We start from the raw sequence: 23915 nt of genomic DNA on the forward strand, positions 1-23915 counted from the left end.
CAGCATATTTCAAGGGTCTGAAGGTAACATTGGCTGATATGTTTTTATAGAGATGGGAATCTCGGATAGTTTAGGTGTTGAGAAATCAGCACCTTTTTCTTTTGGTTTTGAGCTTGTCACCCTTTTCCACCCAGTTCATATGATAAAACATGGACTGGCTTTTACTCATAAGAGGTTGCCGCCGCTGGAAGAGACGATTATGCAGAGATGGAGAAAGGAGAAATTAATGTCTATCAATTCAACACACGCTGAAACGGCTATGGTGGTGCGCTATCAGACCGGATTGAATGCCGAGGGCCAGCCTCTTATCCGCCAGAAATCCCTGGCAAAAGTAAAAGAAAGCGCTGCTTTAGAAGATGTTTACGCCGTTGCCACAGCACTTTTCAGTTTACTGGAATATCCCATTGTCGAGATACGCCGCAACAGCAGTTATATTCTCACCGAAGAATAAGTGTGTCAATATTCAAGAATAAAAAGGAAGTGATTATCCATGCCAACGGCAACTCAGAAAGTTGTTCGCCTCGTCTTCACCGTCGCCGGCGGAGGTACGTTAACTGTGACACTGCCTTCGCCAAGGGCGGACCTGACCCAGGCGGAAGTTGAGCAGGTCATGGAGCTCCTTATCGAAAAGAATATTTTTGAGCTTCCCGACGGCGACCTCGTCGCCAAACGAGATGCTAAAATCATAGAAACAGTGACGGAAGATATTTTTGATCCACCTGTTGCTTAAAATGTTTTGATATCGGGGCAAACCCGGTAAAAGCTAGTCCACACCCAAATTGAATGAGTCAAATCAAAAATGACGGCCGGCTGAAGGAGTTTCAACCGGCCGCCATTTTAAAGAGCGGTGTTTCTTCCGGGGTTCATCCGACAAGTCCTCACCTTCATATGCCCTAGTACATATTGTGAAGAAAGTAATCAAGAAGGATGGATGCGCCAATGATTCCCACAGCTGAACGAACCCCGCGGATTATCGCGGCTGAAATAAACACAATCAACCATCAGACTGGAAGGACTTTGCTGACTAACGCCATTGAGATCGGCGGGCGGCTGAAAGAAGCTAAGGCTCTGGTCAGGCATGGAGAATGGGGAAAATGGCTGGTTGAGTCAGTCCGTTATTCCCAGCGTTCAGCCGGAAGGTTGATTCAGCTATATGAGGCCTATGGCTCATTCCCTGATCTTGAAACCGATCCGAATTGGTCAGCGCTGTCTAATTTGACCTACACCAACGCCCTCATCCTTCTCGACGTTCCGGAAGAACTGCGGGCGGACTTTATCGCCCACAACGATGTGGAGAACATGTCTTCCCGGGAGCTTAAGCGGGCTGTGGGATTTACCGGGGCTGACGGAGACGGGGAGCATGCCCTGTCTCTGCCGAAACTAGACCAGGCCTTGCGGAAGATCGACGAACTGGAAAAGGCACTGAACTCCATGATCGCCAAAATCAGTGTCCTTGCCGACCAGGTCTGGAGCCTGGAGCAGAGGGTAGAGGAGGCATCGTCAAAATTCCGGGCAGGACGGAAGAGTGCTGCGGGGAAAGAGGCGAATTCGGAGGACAGCCCAAAAGAAGCAGCGCCGGCTGAGGCCCAAAACCTCCCAGCCGAGGGTCCGCCCATACCCGTTCAAGGCGCTGAATTTCCCGGATCCCCTCAAGTCCCCGAAATGACGGAGTCAGCCGCTCCGGAAGCGGTTCCTGCCAAAATCCCCTCTGCCTCCTCGCGTTCCTCAGCTCCCGTGCTCGTTACTTCTAATTTAACGGTGCCCGAGTTTCCCAAGTTTACAGCATCAGGATTTGAAAACGCCGATCCTGAATACTATACCCGGCAAGCCGAATCGCTGTTTAAATTTCACCGCAGCAATATTCGAAACTCCTTTGAGCAGCTCACCCTGTTGTTGACCGTGCTGACCAGGAAGGACAAGGAGATGAAGGAGAGACTGCGTAAGCAGCTCAAAGCCTTCCTGGAGAACATGGCCAAAAGCATCAGTCAATGGCCTCCCGGGATTAAAATGTCATAATTGCAATGGGTTAACCCTTTATTTAATGGATAGTTATCAAAGTTTCCCAATTGGGCAAATAAAAATACATTTTTGGATTAACCAATCCTTCCTCTCAATCTGCTGATTTCTGCCAAAACCAGCAGATCGGATTTGGTCATAGGGTGGTCAAGTACCGACCATTGCTTGCTAAGATTAAATTTCTTCAAATTGACTTTTTCTAAAATTCAATGCTATAATTTAGTCGAACTCAAGATGAGTAAACTTGAGAGAGGTCATCGGAGGGCTTGTAATCGTAATTACAATGCTGGATAAGATGTCGGGTGCGCCCGGTGTTTTGTTTGGCATTTTTTCGTTTGGGAAGCAATTAAGTTTAACTATCCGAAGACAATGCGTGGGTGCCAACTAGGTTTATAGGAAGGAAAGGGGAGTACCTTCTTTTGAATTGGAAAAGAACAAATTTAGTGATAGCAATCATGCTGGTCATGTTTTTAGCGGCTGTTGAGGGAACAATTGTTACTATGGCAATGCCAACCATCGCCAAAGAATTGCAGGGATTTGAACTGATCAGCCTGGTCTTTTCGGTTTATCTGCTGACCTCAGCCGTATCGACCCCTATTTACGGTAAGCTGGCGGATTTATATGGCAGGAAACATGTGCTTTCAATCAGTATCCTCCTCTTTTTAGCCGGAAGCTTTTTATGCGGTTTATCTCAGAGTATGGTCATGCTCATCGCCTTTCGTGCAGTTCAAGGGCTGGGGGCAGGGGGGATCTTCACAGTCTCCTTCACCATTATCGGCGATGAGTTCCCCCTGGAGGAACGGGCTAAGATCCAAGGTGGTCTAAGTACGGTCTGGGGAGTCGCCACCCTTGTGGGACCCTTCTTGGGAGGGTTTTTAATTGACGTGCTTTCGTGGCACTGGATATTTTTTATTAATCTTCCCTTTGGTCTGGTTGCCGTTATTTTGCTGCAAAGGTCTTTGCGGGAAACCTTTTCGAGGGAAAAACAGAGCATTGATTATGGGGGAATTATTACTTTATCTTTGGCGGTAATTTCCTTCTTGAGTATATTTGTTGTTGATCAAAACGCCCATTCTCAAGGCTATTCCATTTTTATCGGAACTGCTCTAACGTCGGCGATTCTGCTGTTGGTGCTCTTTTACAAAATCGAAAAAAGGGCCAAAGAGCCAGTTTTACCTTTTGCTATTTTTACTAGGACAAGTGTGATCGTTAATTTGTTATCCTGCCTGATTTTTGCTGTATTGATGGGCATTGATGTTTATATTCCTTTATATTTGCAAACAGTTTTGGGATACAGCCCTACAATATCCGGACTGGCCATGCTGCCCATGTCGATTTCCTGGCTGATCTTGTCCATTACCCTTGGTAGAATCATGTCGAAATATGGCGGCAAAGCTGTCATAGTGGCTGCTAATGTAGTTATATTTATTAGTACATTATTGCTGACCACCCTGGGAACGGCTACACCCGTACAATTCGTGTTAATGTATTGCTTCATATTGGGTATTGGTTTTGGCGGAGCGTCCACGGCCTTGACAATCATTATCCAGGATTCTGTAGATTACCACCAAAGAGGCAGTGCGGTAGGCGCTAATTCTTTGCTCAGAACCTTGGGACAGACCATCGGCATTAGTGTTTTCGGAAATATTTTCAACTCCCATATCACCAATTATTTTATCAGGCATGGAATTGAGGGAGTCAATTCAGGCAACCTCTATCAGCTCTCGTCGTTTGGTCTAGCCCTTACTTCCGAACAGATATGTTTATCCTTGAATAGCGCCACTCATGTTTTGTTTATTGCCTTTGTCGTTATCTCCGGCTTATCTTTGATACTCTCCCTGGCAATGCCCGGGAGATGAGAATTTTATATAGATTATTAGTTTTAGAAAAGTGTGTATTAAAATGATAATCCGAAAAATATTACAGGGACCATGAGGTCCTTTTTGTATATCAGACAGAAACGGTTCATCTACTTAGCACATGATAAAAGAGATTAAGGATAAGCGCAAAAAATGCGGTACCTTGCAGTGCGATTTTCGGTGAAAAATTACTTGAATCGTTATAAAGTAATTACTAACAAAGAAGGAGACGAACAATTGTCTAAAAAAGACATGGAAAAGCGAAGGAGGAATAATTATTCTTAAAAAGAAATACATGTTTTTAATTTTCATATTCATGGTAGTAGTATGTTTATCAATATTTATGTTGTTAAAAATGGAAAATAAGTCAGTTAATCATCACGGTTATGAATTGAAATCAAAAGTTATATCAATTAAAAATCAAAATGAAAACGCATACGAAATTCCAAAATCCCAAATTGACAATGGCGAACTAGCGTTTTATAAAATCAAAGGAAGAAAGGGTATAAATCTTGAAAAAGGGGATGAGGTATTAATAGTATTAAATATTAAAACAGAAAATGTAGATAATTGTGTTTTAGGCTATTGCCTTAATGAAGAATATATAGATTTTTTTTCTGCCCCAATATCTGATACTTTGGAAGCTAGTTTTATTGCACAAAGGGGAGGTGAATATTATATATACAGTATAGGAGCATCGGCTGGTTTTACTAATATCACATCTGGGATAATACAGATTAATCCAAATAAAGGCGTTTAATTGCAGAGAGCCAGAGTAAAAAATGGTGAGAGTGAAAATTGCCCAATCCAATTCAGGCGCAGAGATTTAAGAATTAATGGAATTAAATACACGACGGATAAGTAAAAAATTGAGTATTTTCGCTGTCGTCGGTTTTGAATTTTATAATTTTGCGCTGATCGAGAATAAAACCGTGAAACAGATGAGTTGATCCTGCCGGCAGGAATGACTGACGGAGAGTGGACAATGAAGCAGGGGGTTAGGATAGATATTAGTTCCCTGCAGTGAAGATTATCACAGCGCATAAATGTCGGAACCTATTTCCAAGCTGCTCATTTTCTCAGCTGTGTGGTAAAATGTGGTTAGAAAATGAGGTGAGGGGATATGTTTAAGATAGGTGAATTTTCCAAACTGGCCCAAGTATCGATTCGAATGTTGCGATATTATGATGAAACAGGATTATTAAAACCTGCTGAAATCGATAAATTTACAAATTACAGGTTATACTCCATAGAGCAAATTCCTGTTTTGAATAAAATCATCTTTTTACGGGATTTAGGGTTTAATGTTTCTGAAATTGCGGTTGCGCTAAACCATTGGGAGGATGAATTTATAGCCAATCAACTTGACCATAAACGTCTGGAAATTGAGAACGGAATTAAAGCCGGGCAGGAAAAACTAGCTAAAATTGAACTGGCTAAGAGGGATATCCGGCAGGAAAAAATTAGGATACATTACAATGTTTCTCTTAAATCCATACCCAGTTATCAGGTGTTTTCTTTAAGGCGGGTTGTCTGTAATTATTATGCCGAGGGCCAACTGTGGAAGGAAATGTCGGCTTTTGCAGGTCAAAATAATATTCCCATTTCCAACAACACCTTTACCATTTATCACGACACGGATTATCGGGAAACAGATGTCGATATGGAAATATGTGCTCCTGTGGCCCGCATAGGCCAGGATAGGTGTGGTTTTACCTATCGGAATACGGAACCTGTACCCATTATGGCCTGTTCCATGGTTTATGGCCCTTTTGAAAACATTTCCGGGGCGTACCTTGCCTTCGCCAACTGGCTGCAGGGCATAGTCAATATAAAATGAGCGGGCAGAGCAGGCAAATCGTTCATCGCGGGCCGTGGAATGAGGAAAACCCTGACAAGTACTTAACAGAACTTCAAATACCGCTGGAAAAGATATAAGGAAAAGCGTTTTGCAGATTGCAAGACGCTTTTTAAGCTATCCTATCGGATTCTTGACTCTCACATGATGAGAGGGTCTACACTGAATTTGCAGATCAATCAAGTATTAATGGAGGTATGCACTATGCAGAATTTTGAGATCACTCCTATCGGCAAAATCAATCTAAACGACGACGGAATGTTCATTGAGCTTGAGCCGAGGTATATCCCGGCGTTACAAGGATTAGACGGATTTAGCCATATCAATGTTATCTGGTGGTTCAGTGACTTTGATAATGAGGAAACCAGAAACATATTTGAAACGCACCAACCCTATAAAAACGCTCCGCCTGTAATGGGCATTTTTGCCACCAGGTCACCGATTCGTCCAAATCCCTTGGCTTTAACTACGGCGCAGGTTATTGGCATTGACTACGCAAAAGGCATTCTGCAAATTGCCTATATTGATGCTAATAATGGAACACCGGTACTTGACATAAAGCCGTATACCCCAAGCCTTGACAGGGCGGAAATCCCGAGTGTACCGCAATGGTGCAGCCATTGGCCTAAAAGTTTAGAGGAATCGGAAGATTTTAATTGGGAGAATGAATTTAATTTTTAAAATCAAACAGATGTCACATGACAATAAAGTGTGGCATCTGTTTGATTTCTATCCATTGCAATGCTCGGAAGAAAGGATTATCTATTATAACCCCCTTACTGGTGCTCGCAGCGGGAGAACAATGACCCTGCCACAAAAAGAAAAAGGCGAAGCATTTGATCTGCGCTATAAGGTATTCAATTTTAAGATAATGATATTCATGCCAAGGATGTGTTATAATATGGGAAAAGGAGGTGTCTATATGCCACCTACTCCAAAAGAGTTATCAGCCTCTTACAGCTACGCAGACTATTTGACCTGGCCGGAAGACGAACGCTGGGAGCTAATTGACGGAGTTCCTTTTAATATGACTCCCGCCCCTACGCCAAAACATCAAGAAATTCTAGGAGAATTGTTTCGCATACTGGCAAATTGGCTCAAAGGAAATAGATGTAGAGCCTATATGGCCCCGTTTGATGTTCGACTAGCCGGATCCGATACACTTGATACGGAAATCGATAAAGTTGTTCAGCCAGATATTTCAGTGGTGTGTGATCCTCAGAAAATTGATGATCGTGGATGTTTGGGAGCACCGGACATGATTATTGAAATACTATCACCGTCAACGTTTAAAAAAGACCTAGGGATAAAGCTTACCTTTATGAAAGTTCCGGGGTTAAAGAATATTGGGTCGTCTACCCCCTGGATGAAATAGTTATGGTATTTATTCTTCAGAACGGCCAGTATGGAAAACCTACGGTATACTCAGTACCCGATGAGATCCCAGTAGAATTATTCGAAGATCTCACTATACCCTTGGAATCTGTTTTTCGATGATTCGGTTAGGGGGCATCATGAAACGCGATGCTCCGTTTAATCAAAAGTACAATTGTGGTACTGAAGATAGAACAGAAAGATTACCGAGTTAGGGAATATTATTGAACAAGATCAACTATATTTAAATTGATTCAAATAAGTAGCCAATAGCCCTCATCTAATTCTAGGTGGGGGCTATTTACGAACATACCCTTTGGATGATCGAGTAGGCGCTTTAGTTACTGGTCGATCAGCAAATGGTCATTATAATGACAATGCGAAAGCAAGCGATGTATACCCAGGGTATGCAAAAAGGATTTTATATTTGTATAACTATAAATGATCTTGCGGGGATCTGTGAAGGGGCAAACTAATCTCTACTCTAGGCGTATTGCCCGTTGGAGAAAAGTTTGCTTCTACTCGATTTCTTTGAAGGGGAGTTGCTAAGGAGTGAGGAGAATAATACATAGACTTCCAATAATGATATTGTTGTTGCTATTATTGACATCCTGCAATGTCAATGATAATAGAGTTAAAAAGTTGAATTTTGGATTAAAGGATATAGAATGGCATTTAAATGAGGGCTATGCATTCATTGATATGACTGTAGATGTTAAACAAGATGTTGGAGGGTTTGGAGAGTTACATCAATTTATTATAAGTAATAGAGAGGAAAAGCTATCCATTTCTGATTGGTATTCTAAAAGTGCAGGTAATGCAAGTTATCTTGATGGGATTGTTAGAGGAGAAATTAGCAAGATTGATGACCCTAATATTTGGAATGATAAAGAATGGGTCGATGTTATTTTTGCAATTATTGCCGAAAGACAACATTAATTTAAGAGGAAATAGAAATTCGGCTATTTGAATCTGGTGAATCTAGTGATTAATCAGACTCAAATAGCCGAATTTCTAATCACCTCATTGATAATTTCATATCGGGGAGTTTTTATTTTCGGAGCTTCGCAAGTTACTTGGCGAGACTGGGCGGAAAAATAGTAAAACTCTGATGTGTTACTATCCCTTTGATGATATGGCATGCTTTATTTTTCATTAGTTGAAAAATCTTGTCAGAAAAGCGGTTCCTCTTCGTATTAATTTATGAAGAGTTTTTGAGGATTGAAGAGGGTGGCGAAATAAAGGATGGATAACCTGAATTTTATTGCAAATATAAAAAAGAAGAATAAAAGAGCCCTGGAATTTGTTGTAGACCATTACAGCAACTTGGTTTGCAAAGTGATCCGAAGCGTGCTTCCTGCAAATAACTGTGAAGCAATGATTGAAGAGTGCATGAACGATGTCTTTTGGCTAGTGTGGTGCAACATCGATAGTTTTGATGAAACAAAAGGTGATTTTAAATCCTGGATCGCAGCTATATCAAAGTATAAGGCAATTGATTGCAGGAGAAAGCTGAACAAACAAAGTCAATGGGTAAGTTTCAGCGATGGAAATATGTATGAAAAGATCTCAACTGAAGAAATCGTTGTTACAAAGGAAAATAGAAAAGAACTTGTGAAGGCAATCAATGATCTGAAGGATGAAGATCGAGAAATTTTTATCCGGCGCTATTTTCTGGGTGAAGGAATTGAGAATATAGCGAGGGCTTTTTCAGTGGACAGGAATGTCGTGGATAAACGGCTTTCAAGGGGTCGTCAGTATTTAAAGGAAAAGCTGGTCTTTTTGAAAGGAGAAATGCTCTAATGTTTGATAAGAATCTGCTGCTGGAAGAAAAAGATATCTTAAAGCTGTTAAATTATTTCCGGTTGGATCAGGAAGGACTTAACCCCGCAGGGGATGAAGTGTCGGAATGGCAAAGAGAAAGAATCAAGAAAACCCTTAAGCGAAAAATTAGAAGTACCCGGTCTTTTAAAATCCTGCGCTTTGGTTCCATTGCGGCTGTTGTCCTGCTGGCTGCCGCTATTGCTCTTGAAACAACGTCTCCCGTTTGGGCCAGGAACATTCCTCTGGTTAATTCGGTTTTGCAGATGTTTAGTGACAAATTCGGCTATCGGGGGGATTATGCAGCTTATTCCCAGCTGGTGGATAAAAGTGTCACTGATCATGGCATTACAGTGACCATTAATGAAGCCTTGGCGGACGACACAAAAATTATCTTAGGATATACCCTGAAAAGTGACCGCAAAATTGAGGCTGATGATTTGTCCTTGGCGGATTTGTTTGAGGCTACGAAGGTTAACGGCAGTCCTTTAAATGGAGGCGGTGCCACAGGGGAGTTTACCGATGATTTTACCTACGTCGGAAGATGTGAGTTTAAATATGATCCATCTTTATTCTTTAATAAACTGAAGGTTGATATCAATGTCAAAGAACTATGGGGAGTAGAGGGGAATTGGGATTTTGCCTTTACCGTGTCGAAGGACGAGCTGATTGACAACAGCAAGGTCTTTAATACCAAGGTTAAAGTTGATCTGCCGGACCAGGTGATAACCATCGACAAAGTGGTTTTATCCCCCATTGACACGACGATATTTTATAGCGGAGTTTATAAGGATCAAGCAACAGTAAACATGATACCTCATTACACATGGATCGCCTTTGATAATCAGGGAGTAGAGCTTGTGCCTAAGGGCTCAAGCCAGCATGGCATAGGCCCCTTTACAGGCTCGATGCAGTTTGAAAAAACAAAGGGCATCCCGCCTTGTCTTACCGTCATTCCTTGCCTTCAGATTTTGCCCGAAGAAGTCAAGCTTGGAATGAAACCTGGTAATCAGAAAACTAGGGTTGCCCAAACCACAGAAATTCCCAGTGAAAGCAGAGTTTTAGACGGCAAATTCCCCCTTGAGCTTCCCCAGGGCAAGATAGGCAAACTGATTATCAGGGAGATTGCCAACGAGAAGGGAGAAACGATCATCCGCTATACGGCTGCAGGCAAAGCACCCTATCACCAGGGTAAAGCCCTATACATCAAAGATGCTGCCGGGGAAAGTGTGGCAGCCAAAAATTATGATATTCGAAGGGACGCGGCGCATCCCCAGGAATTCACGAAGGTATTCCCGCTTCTTGACCTCAGTAAAGGGTATACTGCCTGCACAAGCAGGTTTGAAGACGAGGAGCTCCTGGAGAATAGTCAGTTTACAATTGAACTCAAGTAGAATCCCGATTCATAATGGACGGTACATTGATGATATGGCAGTTGTTGATTTCTATCCATTGCAATGCCCGGAAGAAAGGATTATATTTCTAAGAGATAAGTGAGGTTCAAGACCATTACTGGGAGATGAATTAATGTTTAACATTTTGGTCGTCGAAGATGACGTGAATACCCAGAAGCTGATCTGCGCTGTCCTAAAACGGGGAGGGTACAATGCTTTTGGGGCAAAAGATGGTCTCGATGCTTTAAATAGGATGGAAAGACAGTATTTTGATTTAATAATCCTGGATCTGATGATGCCGGGAATGGACGGTTACCAGCTTTGTGAAGAATTGCGTGATGCAGGAGACAATATTCCTATATTGATGATCACGGCACAACAAGAAATTAGGAATAAACACAGGGGCTTCCTGGCAGGAACAGACGATTATATGACCAAGCCCTTTGACGAGCAGGAAATGCTGCTGCGCATCAAGGCTTTACTGCGCCGGGCACAAATTATCAATGAGCACAAACTAACCATCGGTACTACCACTTTGGACTATAATACTCTTACTGTTACCCGTGGCGGGGATAAAATGACCCTGCCTCAAAAAGAATTCTATTTACTCTTTAAATTGTTGAGTTATCCAAATGTGATTTTTACCCGTCTGCAATTAATGGATGAGATATGGGGCCCCGATACTGAAACCGATGAGCATACCCTGAATGTTCATATGGGCAGGCTGCGCGAAAAATTTAAAGATAACCCTGATTTTGAGCTGGTTACTGTGCGCGGACTGGGCTATAAGGCGGTAAAGCGGACATGAAAAAGAGAATGAGCCTGGCTGTTTCCTTGGTTGTCTTTGTCTTTTTGGTTATGGTTATGTCCGTTGTAATTGGCAGACTATGTACATATTTACTGGAATATTTTTTTGGCAGCAGCTTTTTGGCAAATGGTTATATAGGTTTTTTTGCCCTGCTGCTGACAAGTGTAACGATTGGAACGTCTGTCACCGCTCTCCTGAGCAGGTGGATGGTTAAGCCTGTTCGTAATCTGATTGAAGCTATTGAAGAGGTAGCCGAAGGGGATTTTACCGTTACGGTTCAAGGCAGTAACATCCCGGAGCTGGAGAGCCTGGCTGTGAGTTTTAATAAAATGGTCCGGGAACTTGCGGGAATTGAAATGCTGCGCAGGGATTTTGTTAACAATTTTTCCCATGAGTTTAAGACGCCCATTGTTTCGATTAAAGGTTTTGCCAAACTTTTGCAGCAAGGCGGTTTAAGCAGAGAAGAGGCAGCAGAATATTTAGATATAATCATTCAGGAATCCCAAAGATTGGTTGACCTTTCTACGAATGTACTGAATTTATCTAAGGTTGAAAGCACGGAGATCATTAGGGAAAAAGAAGCTTATCCTCTGGATGAACAAATTCGCAGGGCTATACTTATACTGGAACCCAAATGGAGTGCTAAAAATCTTTCCTTAGAGGTAGATTTGGAGAGTATTAATATTTATAACAATGTCCCTTTGCTCCAGCAAATCTGGATAAACCTACTGGATAATGCTGTGAAATTCGCCGATAACGACGGGAAATTAGAAGTCAGTTTAAGCAGCATTAATTCTTGGATACGCTTTAGTTTGCGGGATAATGGGCAGGGAATGGACGAGGAAACAAAACAACATATCTTTGACAAGTTCTATCAAGGGGACACCTCCCATGCCATGAGCGGGAATGGACTGGGACTGACATTGGTTGAAAAGATTGTTCGCCTCTGCAGCGGCCAGATCGAAGTTGAAAGCAGCCCGGGCAAAGGCAGCACTTTCACAGTTTTCTTGCCTTCGGGGCTGCCGGAGGATTATATCCGCAGTTAGATCTGTATTTAGCAAATTTCCTGGCCTTAAAGAAGGGCCTGCAAATGGATTGATTAGACCATTTGCAGGCCCTTCTTTTACTTGTACTACTTAGAAAGTATAACTTTCATGTATATACCTTACGATGGACAATAGATGTGAAGACAACTATGGCATTGACCTGCGCCAGCCAATTTTTCTAGCCATTAGGTAAGGAAACCTATAAAAATTGGGTAAAGGAGTGTTTAAGCTCCTTTATTAATTAGAAGAGGGCTGAAAGTTGACCTTGAGTTGAGATTGAATTGTTAATATGAAGCAACTAGAAAACAAGGAGCTGAAGATTATGAGTATATTCTCCAGGCAAAATTCCCAAGGATCAGCTGCAATCCAAATTCAAGGCCTGCACAAAAATTTTGGTGAATATAAGGTTTTGAACAATCTGTCTCTGGAGGTGAAACAAGGAGAGATTTTTGGATTTCTGGGGCTGAACGGCGCCGGAAAAACAACCACCATAAAAACCCTTTTAGCGCTGCTCAAGCCGACCTCCGGTCAGCTTTACATGCTGGGGGAAAAGATCCATGCCGGCAACTATAAATTATGGGATAAGGTAGGCTATTTAGAGGAAGCTGCTTTTTATCCTGATTTAACTGTCAGTGAAAATCTTGACATAGCCCGCCGAATGCAAGGAGTATCTGACGGGGAATCTGTAAAGCGGGTCATGGGTAAACTGGGGCTGGAGCCCCACAAAAAGAAAAAGGCGAAGCATCTTTCGTTAGGAAACAAGCAGCGTTTGGGACTCGCCAAAGCTATGATTCACAATCCGGAAATTCTGATCCTGGATGAACCGATCAATGGTCTTGATCCGGCAGGAGTTGCTGAGATCCGGAATATGTTAGATGATTTAGCTGGAAATTCCGGGGTAACTGTATTTTTATCCAGTCATTTGTTAGAAGAACTTTCGAAAGTTGCTACACGGATTGGAATTATTCACAAGGGTCACCTTATTCAAGAAATAGAAATGGGGAAGCTGGAAAAATCCTTACAGAAAAACCTGGTCTTGGCCGGACGGAACAAAATGGCCCTTAAGGGCGTACTTAAAGAACAGGGTTATGAATTTGAGGAAACAAAGGATGGGCAGCTTAAACTAACTGCTAGCCAAGCAGTTGAGAACCCTGAGCGATTAGCGGAACTCCTCGTTCAAGCAAATCAGCCGCCAACCATGCTTCGGGTGATTACGGAAGATCTGGAAGGCTACTTTCTGCGCACAATTGGTATGGTAAGGGGGACTAACTGATGACTATTTTTTCTATTCTCCATTGTGAAATTCGTAAGATTATCCGCTCCAATGTGTTTGGGCTGGTATTCCTTGTTTTTGCCTTTGGACCAATCATGATGGGAGTTGGGATCCTATCCGGTGACGGCGGTGATCTTAATTGGCAAATGTATTTAGAAGAATTGGTGAAAAATCTGGCTGCCCTGGGGCTTATCGGCTACACATTTATCGCGGCCTGGGTATTCGGCCGTGAGTTTACAGATAAAACCATGAAGGATTTGCTGGTCAAGCCCGTATCCAGATCGCGTATTGTCATGGCAAAATTACTGGTAGTATTAGCCTGGAATGTATTGCTTTCCGTCTATATGTTTGCAGTCAGCCTCGCCATCGGTGGTGTTTTAGGGCTTACAGGTTGGTCGGCTATTCTGATTGGGCATATTTTCTTGCGCTTTGTGGTAACATCCCTGTTGTTTATTGTTGTGACCACACCAGGGATCTTTCTGGCTAATGTCAGTAAAGGATACTTAGCGCCCTTAGCTCTAATCCTGGTAATTGTTATTTGCTCCAATGTACTGGCCTCAATGGGATTTGCCCCCTATTTCCCCTGGACAATCCCAGGGGTATTCCAAAGCACCGGTTTCCTTAATTTAAGCAGCATAATTATTCTTGCCCTGACGGGAATAGCGGGAGTTGTTGGAACATTTGCCTGGTGGAGATATGCTGAGCAGCCCTAATTTTTAGACAACAACACACAGCCGGTGTTAAAAGTTACGGCCAGGGTTACGGGGAAGAGAACAAATACCTCAAGCAGTTTTCGCGGCGGTGTTGATTTTTCGGGACGTACCCGAAATACGTGTATCTCTTTCCCGTCTGTGTGCCCCTCAATTCATTCAGATCGTAATTGAATGCTCGATAAATGTTTTGTAAAAAACGGAATAATAACAAAAAGACCCCCACTTTTATAGAGATCATTCAAATTCATGGATCAATTCAATTTGATGTACTAGATATTTTAAATCCCATTCATGCATTTTACCGATAAAGTCTTTATCCTTAATAGTTGTTTTAAAGTCTTCTCTAGTTACTTTTAATAATTTAAAGCCCAATCCCCATGATGGTTTTGCCAATCCCGATTTTCTCCAATTAGGAATAGGAATTTTATATCGATCAAAATACTTTGGTGACTTGTCTGGAGCTTGAGATGTGGTTGAGACCAAAATTAACAACTCATCGTCTTGCTTGCCTACTATTATTACTGGTCTTGTTTTAGATTCTCCAGGAATATCCTCGTAATTTACATCAGACCAAAAAATCTCACCTAAAGAAAAATCATACTTATTGATCTCAGTATTCTCCCTCTTCTACGATGTAGCGATGGTCTTTATTGTTTTTATCGAACAATAGTTTACCATCTTTAACAATGGGCTTTATAGTAATTTTTTCTAATTTTTCAGGGGATATAGATAATCCTTTATAGTCTTTTTCCTTAGGAACTGCTTGCATATCTTCCCCCCCTTTATTAATCTTATTGACATCTTCCTTGTCCATATAATATCACCTTCTAAATTGTTGTTCAAGAATATTATGCCCAATTTTACCAATTTAGAAGGGAAATATAGTAATATAGAGATAATTGGTGGAAGTCTTCCCCCACCTGCTCCGGAGGTTTTAGAAGAGATCAAGGATCGTTTTTTATATAATGCTGAATTAGTCGTAGAACTTAGTGACACGGATATTAAAAAGATCAATTTGTTATAAAGGGAATTAGCTATTTATGCAATCGACCTTAGCTTAAAGATAAAGTTGAAGGGGGTAAACGGAGGTGATTCCAATGAAAAAACTATTTGACCCAACGACCATAAACTACCTAGACCTTTCCAATCGATTTGTAAGATCCGCTACCTGGGAAGGGCTGGCAAGTAATGAGGGAGCCGTTACTTTCGAATTAATTGGGGCAATGGAAGAACTAGCCAAAGGTGGAGTAGGACTAATCATTACCGGTCATTCCTATGTTCGTAGAGATGGACAGGCGGGCCCCAATCAATTAGGTGCTTATAGCGACAGTCTGATTCCCGGCCTCAAAGAAATGACTGAGGCGGTTCATGCTGCAGGCGGCAGAATTATAATGCAGTTAGCCCATGCGGGAAGATTTGCCTCGCAGCAATTAACCGGGCAGACAGCCTTGGCTGTTTCCCTTGTGAAAGATTTGCCTAATACATCCGTCAGGGAAATGACGATTGAGGACATCCAGGAGCTGGCTGGGGCTTATGCTGAAGCTGCTGAAAGGGCTAAAGCAGCAGGTTTTGATGGCATTCAAATTCACTCGGCCCATGGTTATCTTCTAAGTCAATTCCTGTCTCCTGCTTTTAATCAGCGCCAGGATGAATACGGAGGAAGTATTTATAATCGTTCTAGAATACATCTCGATATTATTCAAGGGATACGAAGAACGGTTGGACAGGACTATCCTATCCTGGTAAAACTCAACTGTCAGGATTTTATTGAAAATGGCTTAAGTCTGGACGATTCTCTTCAAGTTGCATACAGACTCGCCAACGCTGGTGTCGATGCCATAGAATTGAGCGGTGGTGTGATCAAAACCGGCAGGTTGGAACCCAGCAGGACAGGGATTAATTCCCTTGAAAAAGAGGCCTATTTTAGAAATGAAGCCCGGGTCTTTAAACGTGAAATAGATATCCCGCTCATTCTGGTTGGGGGAATACGTTCCTATGAGTTAGCTGAAAAGCTCGTAGAGACCGGAGATGTAGATTATATCTCTATGTGTAGACCCTTTATTATGGAGCCTGGTCTTATTAACCGATGGGCATCAGGGGATCACAGCAAAGCGCTATGCAAATCGGACAATTCCTGTTTGGAATCAGGTAGAAAAGGAACTGGAGTACGTTGCTTAGCTAAATATTCAAGCCCAAAGAGGTAGCTTAGGATAGAACGGCGGACTGTAATGAATAGTTATATGAAATTATATAGATTGCCTTAAAGAAGAGGTAACATACTAAGAATTGATTACTTTTTGCGCTATATCTTTTAATACTTTATAAGATTGTTCCACACTATTTACTCCATCCGCATTAATTAAACAGCAACGGGAGGGAGCGAGCCAACAGCGATCATAGATTAAACTCTCTTCAAGGCCATGTTTCCCTAAGAACTCCCATAATTCCATCAGACGTTTATACAGTTTTTCCGCGGACTCTTCACTTAACTCTGTTGTTAGGGTAGGAGTAATTCCCCAGGTCAAAATTCCACCACCCTTAAGGAATTCTTTCACTTCATCTGTATAGCGAACTAAAATTTGACCCCAACTAAAGGCGTCCACGGATAGAATGTCTAAGTTTGCACCTAATAGAAACGACCAATCTGGATTGCCACATAGGTGAACACCCTTTGGTCCGGGTAATTGCGCTAAAAAGGATTGGTATTCACCTTGAGCCAACTCAGATGTGTAGGCACTAAAAGAATTAAATATCATTTCCAATCCAGGCTCGTCTAACCAGACAAACGGTTTTTTGTGGATTTTGCTTAATGCTTGATATTGCCATTCAATTTTTCGCACTAGAAAATTATATAGAATTTCCCGGACAAAATCGTTGTAGATCATCGGTTTTAGATCCTCGTCACAAATCTTCAGTCCGAAACTAATAGGGCCTACTGTTTGGCCTCTCACCATGGGATAATTAGAAAGATCCTGTTTTAAGAAAGCACGAAATGCAGTCGAAAAATCTGGAGTAAGCTCAAAATAATCATCCTTTTGACTTTCTTCAAGGTAAATATCAAGTTGCTCAGTAAAAAGTTGATGTGAAAAGCGCAAGATCTCATGTTCTTCATCAATGATCAATCCGGGAAAGTGCTGAGCAAACTGCGCATACATATCCTCTTTAAAGCGATACTTGGGTAGTTGAGGCCAAAATGGAATATCCACGGAAAGGGATAATCGTAAGGCATCCTCTAAGTTGACATGAGGTAAAATTCCCATTGCGGTTGTTAAAGCACGACCGGGTAACATTTCGTTTTTCACATAGCTTCCCTCCTCACGGTAATAGTGCTCAAATGACATTAAAAACGTTGACACTATATTAAATAGTATAATTTATTGAGTGGCTATTTATATTGATCATAATCACATTCGAAAGAATATAATTTAAATTTTAATTATTCATACAAATTACTACTTAGCTTAATTGCGGTGGGGGGGGAGGCAATAGAAAAAAAACAACCCCTGCGGATTAAAATAACTCCATCCCAATTCGGGAAAGGAGTTATTTTTATCATTGGTTGAACTTAAGCTAAATTACACTAAGTTGGGGAATTCCCTCGAATCCCCTTGTTACCATTAATACAAAATCGGTAAATCATTCTCTGAATTTTGAAACGGATCTTTCTCTTTGAACTTTCACTTGATTTTCAAAGGCGTTTTTATATTCTTTGTATTGCTTTGATGACAATATATCTTGTTTGTCAGAGGCATTCAATGGTATGTTTGAATTTGGTCCGGATATTATAATTGAACCATCATTTCCTGCACTGCCGGAAAAGATGTAGTATTTGTTTTCTGCTGGAAGTTCGTCATTTTCAAAAACATATACTGCTTTTTTATCTGCTGAAATACCACCATCTTTCCGGAATTCAATAGGAGTATTTATATTCAAGTTTCCCTTTATGTTGTCGATGACTTCAATTTCATAAATCGTGTAAGGTGCACTTGTCTCTTTAGTTCCAGCATATTGAGCCACCGTAGTCACTCGTTCTGAATAAACAGTTCCGTGATTCTTTACTACTTTACCCACAAAAACATAGTCAACAAATCCAACATTTGCATTGGGATTATCCAAATTAATTACAAAAGAACTCCTCATTGGATATATCGGCAATTCACTTACATCGACATTTGCTGCTGGAATTAAAACTTCCTTATCGTTATTTATAGCATAAGCGCCTAATGCCAGCCCTAAACCTAAAACAACTATGGCTATAGTATTAATTATTTTTTTCTTAATAATCATAAATCTAAAACCTCCATCCTACAATTACTTTACAATAATCAAAATATTTTTGCACCGAAAAACTCACTGCAAGATACCGCAATACTTTGCGGTTTTCGCAAATCGATTTTTAAAACATACTGTCAGACTTGGAGACCTTATCCATAAGAAGAAAATAGGCTTTCCTAAAAGACAAAAGAGGCACTCATTAACGTCTTATAGAGCTATCACTTAAGAAAATCATCATTGTGACTTCGTTCGCCAAATTTTGACTAAACGTTATGTCATAATGAAAGAGTATAAAACTAGATGAAGTTTCTTCATTAGCCGGGTACGTGACTGTAAATTGAAACCAAGTAGCTCGTATAGGATTCAGCCAATACATAAACCCTCTCAGGGGTCGGCACTACTTGCTGTAAAAAGATAGTTTACTTTTGGTTCGGAATAGGTGGTAACAAATTTATGCTAGAAGATTGGAAGCTTATCGGCCAGGTAATGTTAGAATTAGTCAATGACTATTTTCCGGTGAAGGAACTAAAAATAAACATGTCAGAATTCATTACCTTCAAAATGAACGGTCATTTCCCCTTCGGTCAGCTCGTTATTTTGCATTACCAAATGTTTGGCGGGCAGTCTAAAGACATCTTTAATACGGCAGCAGCAGTTGAACTAATGATTCTTTCTCTGGATATATTTGATGATTTGCAGGATCAGGATAATTTTTCCGTACCTTGGCAGAGAATGGATCACGCTCTAGTTTTGAACATAGCTATAGGTCTGCTGATGGTTAGTTCAAAAGCATTAGAACAAACATCGTTTGATCAAGATAGGAAGGTAATGGCCAACGACAGCTTAAATACCTGTGTGCTTAAAGCGATTAATGGCCAACACTCTGATCTTATGGGCAATATTGAATCTGAAGAAGATTACATCCAAATGGTTAGGGGGAAATCAGGTTCACTTATGGCTTCGGCATGTTTGCTAGGTACTATACTTACTTCTGACAAACATCATGAAATCGTCAGTAAATACGGAGAACATATTGGGATAATTGCCCAAATAAGGAATGATATCAAGGATACTTGCCGCTGGGATGAAAAAGATGACCTGATTAACAAAAGGAAAACTCTCCTCACATTGTATTTATTCAAGAATTCAAGACCCCAATATCAGTTTGTGAAGGACTATTTTAGCGGCAAGTTAAACAAGGAAGAATTAATCCAAAGTAAGGAAGAAATTCAAGAGTTAATTCAAAAATCTGGTGTTTTTGAATATACGCGGGTTATTATGAAAGTAAATCAACAAAAGGCGATTGAACTGATAGATAAAATAGGGATAGAAAATAAGTGGAAGGAAAAGCTATTGCAATTTATATAATGTAGTTGCCCCGCAATACAATTGCGGGAACCCGCAGTCCTGTTTGCGGGGCTATTTGATGGATTATATGATAGTATATTAAATAAATTAAAGGAGAGAAAAAGGGTATGTTACAAAATGTTGTCGAATACTTAATAGAAAACCCGGATGTAAAAGAGAAAGTTAAAGAAGGCTCTGCAAGCTTAGTAGGATTAACAAAGATGGAGCAGCAGGCAGTTATTGATAGCTTTGAAGATGAGCCCAGCGTCGTTGGGCCATTGCAGTATTGGTAAGAAATTAAAGAAAAGTCAGGATAAATCCTGACTTTTCTTTAATGAAGGAGATTTGTGAATGGGAGACCTGAAAAGACGTTGCATGTGGCTATCTTCTGCCGGAATAATTTTAATATTGATCTATTACCTGCCCTTTGTCAGCCTAAACGTTCCTTACATCGGCCTAAACGTGGTGGAAAATGAAGCAGGTAAATGGCAGATATCTAATGTCGATCATCTTGGTTGGGCCAATCAACAAGGAATCAAGGCTGGAGATACTGTAGCATTGATCAACCAAAATAAGCCTAGCGAGCATTTTACCGTCAGTCAATATGGTATCATTGAACAGGCAGAGACATTAACAATTAATAAAAGTGACGAATTGATTTTATATAAGGTGACCAATACTGCCACTCAAGATTTGATTTGGTATCACATTTTGATACCAGGACTAGTCTTTGGGATTCTCTTTATTTTTTCCCTGTTTCTATATATTAAGAAAAGGGATGATAAGGCTGCTCTTCTCCTCATTCTCTTTTTTATTGCCATAGGGTTTAGCTACTTAAGTTCTGGGGCTTCTGCTAGGATAGATATTCTCGGGATATACATCAATCGAATTACACTGTCTTTAATCCCCGTACTATTTTTGGAATTTTTACGAGTTTATTTTTTGCAACATGGACTTATTTTGTATAGTCGTAGGCTCTTGTTTGCATTGTATGGAATAAATGGGTTGCTGCTTGTTATTCTTTCATTGTTTCAGATCTTCGGCGGAAGGTTATCGATTATCAGGTATTCCTTTCTGGCTGTCTTTTCAGTAAGCATTCTTCTATGTTTTTACATTATTATCTCTCGGTATATGCGTTATAGAAATACCGTGCACAAACCTGTTTTTAAAATTATAATAGTAGGTTTTATACTGTCCTTTTTCCCCTTTGTCGTATTAGTGGGTCTACCAAGTATTCTATTCGGGGTTGAACTTATACCGGGGGCTTTAGGGGCGGTTTTCTTAGTATTTCTTCCGGTTGTTTTTTTATATCTAATTACAGCAAAAAGCTTGTTTGATATCGATTTTATCATTAGCCGTATACGATATTACTCCATAATCTGCCTCATACCTACTACGCTCTTTTTATTGATTGTAATCTATATTGTAAGAGAAATTACTTTTCTTCAGGGGATTCATGTTGGCCTTGTTGCTTATATAGGAATCATAGTGTTTCTGTATATCAAAGAAGAGCTTGATTTCAGTTTTCGTTCAAAATTATTTAGAGAAAAGTATAATTTCCAAGCCAGCTTAGACCGTTTCTCCCAGACTATTTCCAGGGTGATGAAGCCAGCTGAACTGGAAGAAGAATTAATCATAGAAGTCATGCAAGTCTTACCGGTGAAATCTATTTCTTTGTTCGCAATGGACCTGACAGACAATTCATTGGTAATAAAAAAAGGGGATCCGAATTATCCGACTGAAGAAAACATTAATTGGTTAAATAACAATATCAGATCGATTTCCGTTGGAGAATTAATCGATATAGATAGTGAAGTTTTGCTTATAGTAAGTAAGGCGGAGGACAAAATTCACCTGGTATGGATTAGAGAAAAGCAAAATCGAACTTCTTTTAATCAACATGAAAAAGTATGGCTTAGAACAATCGCTTCTTATGCCAGCCTAGTCTATGAAAACTTACGCTTAATTGAGGGATTAACCGTAAAATTAGAGGAAGCGGTTAGCAAAAAAGACCCAGAGCATCCTTGGGTAATGCGTCTTCTATTTAACTTATCGGAAAAAGAGAGACGACGTCTTGCCTTAGATTTACATGATTCAGCGCTGCAACATCAATTGCTGTGGTATCGAAAGCTGGAAATAATATTAGAAGATGAAAAAATCCCGGAAGATCTGAAGAAGCAATTGAATAATCTGGCAGAAGGAATGTTAGATGTAACACATCAAATTCGGGAAACCTGCAATGAATTATTTCCGCCTTTACTAAGGGAATCAGGGATTGTAGAAGCGTTAAAGAATTTGTTTGCCAATGCCCAATTGCGAACAAATTACGTTGTTAATTTCGATTCAAAAGATTTCAGTATGAATTTGGATTATGAACATGTATTAGCCCTTTACCGAATTGTCCAAGAGTTGTTGACAAATGCAGCAAAACACTCCAAAGCAACAGAAGTTAATATCTCGTTATCTAATAGTAATGATATTTTAGAATTTAGGTATCAAGATAACGGTATTGGTATAGATCTAAACAACTTAAAATCTTCACTTAGCCATATGGGGTTATCTGGAATCAAAGAACGAGTTTCAAGTCTTGGGGGTAATACAAGTCTTCATTCAAGTCTGGGTAAAGGATTGGAAGTTTCAATTTGCATGGTGGTAGAGATGATGTCCAGAGTAAGTGAACAAGTTGTTTAAGGGGGAAGGGACAAAGTGATTCAAATTTTATTAGTCGATGATCATCCCTCAGTTGGTGAAGGTACAAAAAGCATGATTGAGCAAGACGTGGAAATGCAAGTTACTGTGGTAACTTCCAGTATGGAGGCATTAGAATTAATAAATAACCAGACTTTTGATGTTCTGATGTTTGATTTGAATATGCCGGTAATCAATGGATTGGAATTAACTCGGAGAGTAATCACGACAAATTCGGATACCCCGATTATAATTTATTCAGGTTACGATATTGCTCCTCATTTTAATGTTCTAGTTGAATCCCGTGTTGCTGGGTTCGTAAGTAAAACAGCATCGCGAGAGCAGCTTATAACGGCGATCCGCTGTGCCTTGCATGGTGAGGCCGTTATACCCGTATCCCTATTACATCAGCTAAGGCGTAATGATGCTAGAGTTGCTGCCTCAGTGAATGAAGAAATAAAAGGTATTTCAATTGATGAAAGGGAGCAAGCGATTTTGAGAGAAGTCTCTAAAGGTAAGGGTAACAGGGAAATTGCAGATATTTTATTGATAAGTCAACGAACGGTTGAGTATAATTTGACGCGGATTTTTGGGAAGTTAAACGTACGCTCTAGGGCGGAGGCAATTGTTGAAGCTAAGCGCCTTGGGCTTATTCCTAGTGAGGATTTTATATAGTTATTAGTTTTGAAATTTGGGTTAAAATAGTAATCTGAAAAATGTTACAGGGCCGTGAGGTCCTTTTTTGGGTCGTATCTGGCATCTTTATAAATAGGTTTGCGGTTACATAAAGGAATTGCGGTATCTTGCAGTAAGATTTTCGGTGCATTAGTATTTAGATTATGGTAAAGTAAATTGTAATGGATGCGGTGTAATTTGCCAAAAAAACAATATCTTGGAATAATATCACTGGTGTACTGAAATAAATCCACCTTGATCATGAAGATCCAACTCTTGTGAAAACTAACCTTCAAGGCAAGAAACTCTTTGAAGTCGAGCCTTGACATGTGACCCCATGTCAAGGCCTGCTCTGGAGTGAAGTCGAGTGGTACTGTCGATGCACACTGTGGATCTTTTTTGTTTAAACAGTGGATCCAAAATATCACTCTAATGGATTAATTTGGATGATAATATTCAATCAAAGAGGTGAAGTCAAGGAGATTGGTGCTTATAAAGGAAGAAAAGGAAGAACTAGTTGAACTTGTATTCATTAAACTAGTATCCGGTGAGGAGTTGAGTAGACTTTATTGTATTTAAATGGTTTTCGCCATTTAAATAAAGATGCCCTCAGATCATCCATACCGGCAAAGTAACAAATGATCTGAAGGCGTTCGCCCCTACACAAAATAGTAGGTAATTTTTATACTACACCTACTGGGGATATTTGTGAAGGGAGCTTTAAATAAGGAGGAGAAAATTATTTTGATTTTTATCCCCAGGAAAATT

General features: G+C 40.4%; 22 protein-coding genes and 2 pseudogenes. 20 read left to right on the plus strand and 4 right to left on the minus strand.

The annotated features are described in order from the left end of the window. Window positions 1–52 precede the first annotated feature (52 nt). The 15 genes and pseudogenes from DESMER_RS24920 to DESMER_RS09715 all read left to right on the plus strand — a co-directional run bounded on the left by DESMER_RS24920 (window position 53) and on the right by DESMER_RS09715 (window position 14162). Entirely contained in the window at window positions 53–451 is a 399-nt protein-coding gene (locus tag DESMER_RS24920) for a DUF1659 domain-containing protein (protein WP_427854274.1), read from the plus strand. 39 nt (window positions 452–490) lie between these two features. Further along, a complete protein-coding gene (locus DESMER_RS09650; protein ID WP_014902860.1) occupies window positions 491–730 on the plus strand; it encodes a DUF2922 domain-containing protein in 240 nt (79 codons plus the stop codon). A gap of 209 nt (window positions 731–939) precedes the next feature. Further along, entirely contained in the window at window positions 940–2016 is a 1077-nt protein-coding gene (locus DESMER_RS09655) for a DUF3102 domain-containing protein (RefSeq protein WP_014902861.1), read from the plus strand. 419 nt (window positions 2017–2435) lie between these two features. Further along, entirely contained in the window at window positions 2436–3875 is a 1440-nt protein-coding gene (locus DESMER_RS09660) for an MDR family MFS transporter (RefSeq protein ID WP_014902862.1), read from the plus strand. Window positions 3876–4230: 355 nt separating this feature from the next. Then, window positions 4231–4635, plus strand: coding sequence for a hypothetical protein (locus DESMER_RS09665; RefSeq protein WP_148275271.1), 405 nt, complete (start codon window positions 4231–4233; stop codon window positions 4633–4635). Between the two features lie 363 nt (window positions 4636–4998). After that, window positions 4999–5813: pseudogene (locus tag DESMER_RS09670) on the plus strand (MerR family transcriptional regulator). Between the two features lie 124 nt (window positions 5814–5937). Continuing rightward, window positions 5938–6414, plus strand: a complete 477-nt coding sequence (locus DESMER_RS09675) for an SAM-dependent methyltransferase (RefSeq protein WP_014902865.1) — start codon at window positions 5938–5940, stop codon at window positions 6412–6414. Window positions 6415–6655: 241 nt separating this feature from the next. Then, window positions 6656–7230, plus strand: a pseudogene (locus DESMER_RS09680) (Uma2 family endonuclease). A gap of 519 nt (window positions 7231–7749) precedes the next feature. After that, the gene (locus tag DESMER_RS09685) at window positions 7750–8046 is read left to right on the plus strand and encodes a hypothetical protein (RefSeq protein ID WP_148275272.1); all 297 of its coding nucleotides are present in this window, start codon (window positions 7750–7752) and stop codon (window positions 8044–8046) included. Window positions 8047–8352: 306 nt separating this feature from the next. Further along, entirely contained in the window at window positions 8353–8910 is a 558-nt protein-coding gene (locus DESMER_RS09690) for a sigma-70 family RNA polymerase sigma factor (RefSeq protein ID WP_014902868.1), read from the plus strand. Then, window positions 8910–10322: a DUF4179 domain-containing protein gene (locus DESMER_RS09695; protein ID WP_014902869.1), complete on the plus strand. Its 1413-nt coding sequence runs from the start codon at window positions 8910–8912 to the stop codon at window positions 10320–10322. The genes DESMER_RS09690 and DESMER_RS09695 overlap by 1 nt, the downstream gene beginning before the upstream one ends. A gap of 133 nt (window positions 10323–10455) precedes the next feature. Next, the gene (locus DESMER_RS09700; protein WP_014902870.1) at window positions 10456–11130 is read left to right on the plus strand and encodes a response regulator transcription factor; all 675 of its coding nucleotides are present in this window, start codon (window positions 10456–10458) and stop codon (window positions 11128–11130) included. Next, window positions 11127–12176, plus strand: a complete 1050-nt coding sequence (locus DESMER_RS09705; RefSeq protein ID WP_014902871.1) for a HAMP domain-containing sensor histidine kinase — start codon at window positions 11127–11129, stop codon at window positions 12174–12176. Before DESMER_RS09700 ends, DESMER_RS09705 begins: the two co-directional genes overlap by 4 nt. A 322-nt stretch (window positions 12177–12498) precedes the next feature. Next, entirely contained in the window at window positions 12499–13449 is a 951-nt protein-coding gene (locus DESMER_RS09710) for an ABC transporter ATP-binding protein (protein WP_014902872.1), read from the plus strand. Further along, a complete protein-coding gene (locus DESMER_RS09715; RefSeq protein ID WP_014902873.1) occupies window positions 13449–14162 on the plus strand; it encodes an ABC transporter permease in 714 nt (237 codons plus the stop codon). Before DESMER_RS09710 ends, DESMER_RS09715 begins: the two co-directional genes overlap by 1 nt. 234 nt (window positions 14163–14396) lie before the next feature. On the opposite strand, the gene DESMER_RS24845 is transcribed toward DESMER_RS09715, so the two are convergent. Both DESMER_RS24845 and DESMER_RS09725 read right to left on the minus strand, forming a co-directional pair. Next, window positions 14397–14555, minus strand: coding sequence for a hypothetical protein (locus tag DESMER_RS24845; protein ID WP_345787940.1), 159 nt, complete (start codon window positions 14553–14555; stop codon window positions 14397–14399). Window positions 14556–14772: 217 nt separating this feature from the next. After that, window positions 14773–14976: a hypothetical protein gene (locus DESMER_RS09725; RefSeq protein WP_014902875.1), complete on the minus strand. Its 204-nt coding sequence runs from the start codon at window positions 14974–14976 to the stop codon at window positions 14773–14775. Between the two features lie 283 nt (window positions 14977–15259). Between DESMER_RS09725 and DESMER_RS09730 the strand changes: the two genes are divergently transcribed. Continuing rightward, entirely contained in the window at window positions 15260–16366 is a 1107-nt protein-coding gene (locus tag DESMER_RS09730) for an NADH:flavin oxidoreductase (RefSeq protein ID WP_014902876.1), read from the plus strand. A 75-nt stretch (window positions 16367–16441) separates the two neighbouring features. Here DESMER_RS09730 and DESMER_RS09735 read toward each other — a convergent pair whose 3' ends face one another. Together DESMER_RS09735 and DESMER_RS09740 are read right to left on the minus strand one after the other, a co-directional pair. Continuing rightward, window positions 16442–17452: a uroporphyrinogen decarboxylase/cobalamine-independent methonine synthase family protein gene (locus DESMER_RS09735; RefSeq protein WP_042334427.1), complete on the minus strand. Its 1011-nt coding sequence runs from the start codon at window positions 17450–17452 to the stop codon at window positions 16442–16444. Between the two features lie 346 nt (window positions 17453–17798). Continuing rightward, entirely contained in the window at window positions 17799–18449 is a 651-nt protein-coding gene (locus DESMER_RS09740; RefSeq protein ID WP_014902878.1) for a hypothetical protein, read from the minus strand. Between the two features lie 441 nt (window positions 18450–18890). Between DESMER_RS09740 and DESMER_RS09745 the strand changes: the two genes are divergently transcribed. The 4 genes from DESMER_RS09745 to DESMER_RS09760 all read left to right on the plus strand — a co-directional run bounded on the left by DESMER_RS09745 (window position 18891) and on the right by DESMER_RS09760 (window position 23147). Further along, on the plus strand, window positions 18891–19805 hold the full coding sequence (locus DESMER_RS09745) for a polyprenyl synthetase family protein (RefSeq protein WP_014902879.1): 915 nt from the start codon (window positions 18891–18893) through the stop codon (window positions 19803–19805). A 107-nt stretch (window positions 19806–19912) separates the two neighbouring features. After that, a complete protein-coding gene (gene comX / locus DESMER_RS09750; RefSeq protein ID WP_014902880.1) occupies window positions 19913–20077 on the plus strand; it encodes a competence pheromone ComX in 165 nt (54 codons plus the stop codon). Between the two features lie 58 nt (window positions 20078–20135). Then, on the plus strand, window positions 20136–22475 hold the full coding sequence (locus tag DESMER_RS09755; RefSeq protein WP_014902881.1) for an ATP-binding protein: 2340 nt from the start codon (window positions 20136–20138) through the stop codon (window positions 22473–22475). A 15-nt stretch (window positions 22476–22490) separates the two neighbouring features. Continuing rightward, window positions 22491–23147 (plus strand): response regulator transcription factor, encoded by a 657-nt coding sequence (locus DESMER_RS09760; protein ID WP_014902882.1) that lies wholly within the window; start codon window positions 22491–22493, stop codon window positions 23145–23147. Window positions 23148–23915 lie beyond the last annotated feature (768 nt).

The organism is Desulfosporosinus meridiei DSM 13257 (assembly GCF_000231385.2).
Classification (GTDB): Bacteria; Bacillota; Desulfitobacteriia; order Desulfitobacteriales; family Desulfitobacteriaceae; genus Desulfosporosinus; species Desulfosporosinus meridiei.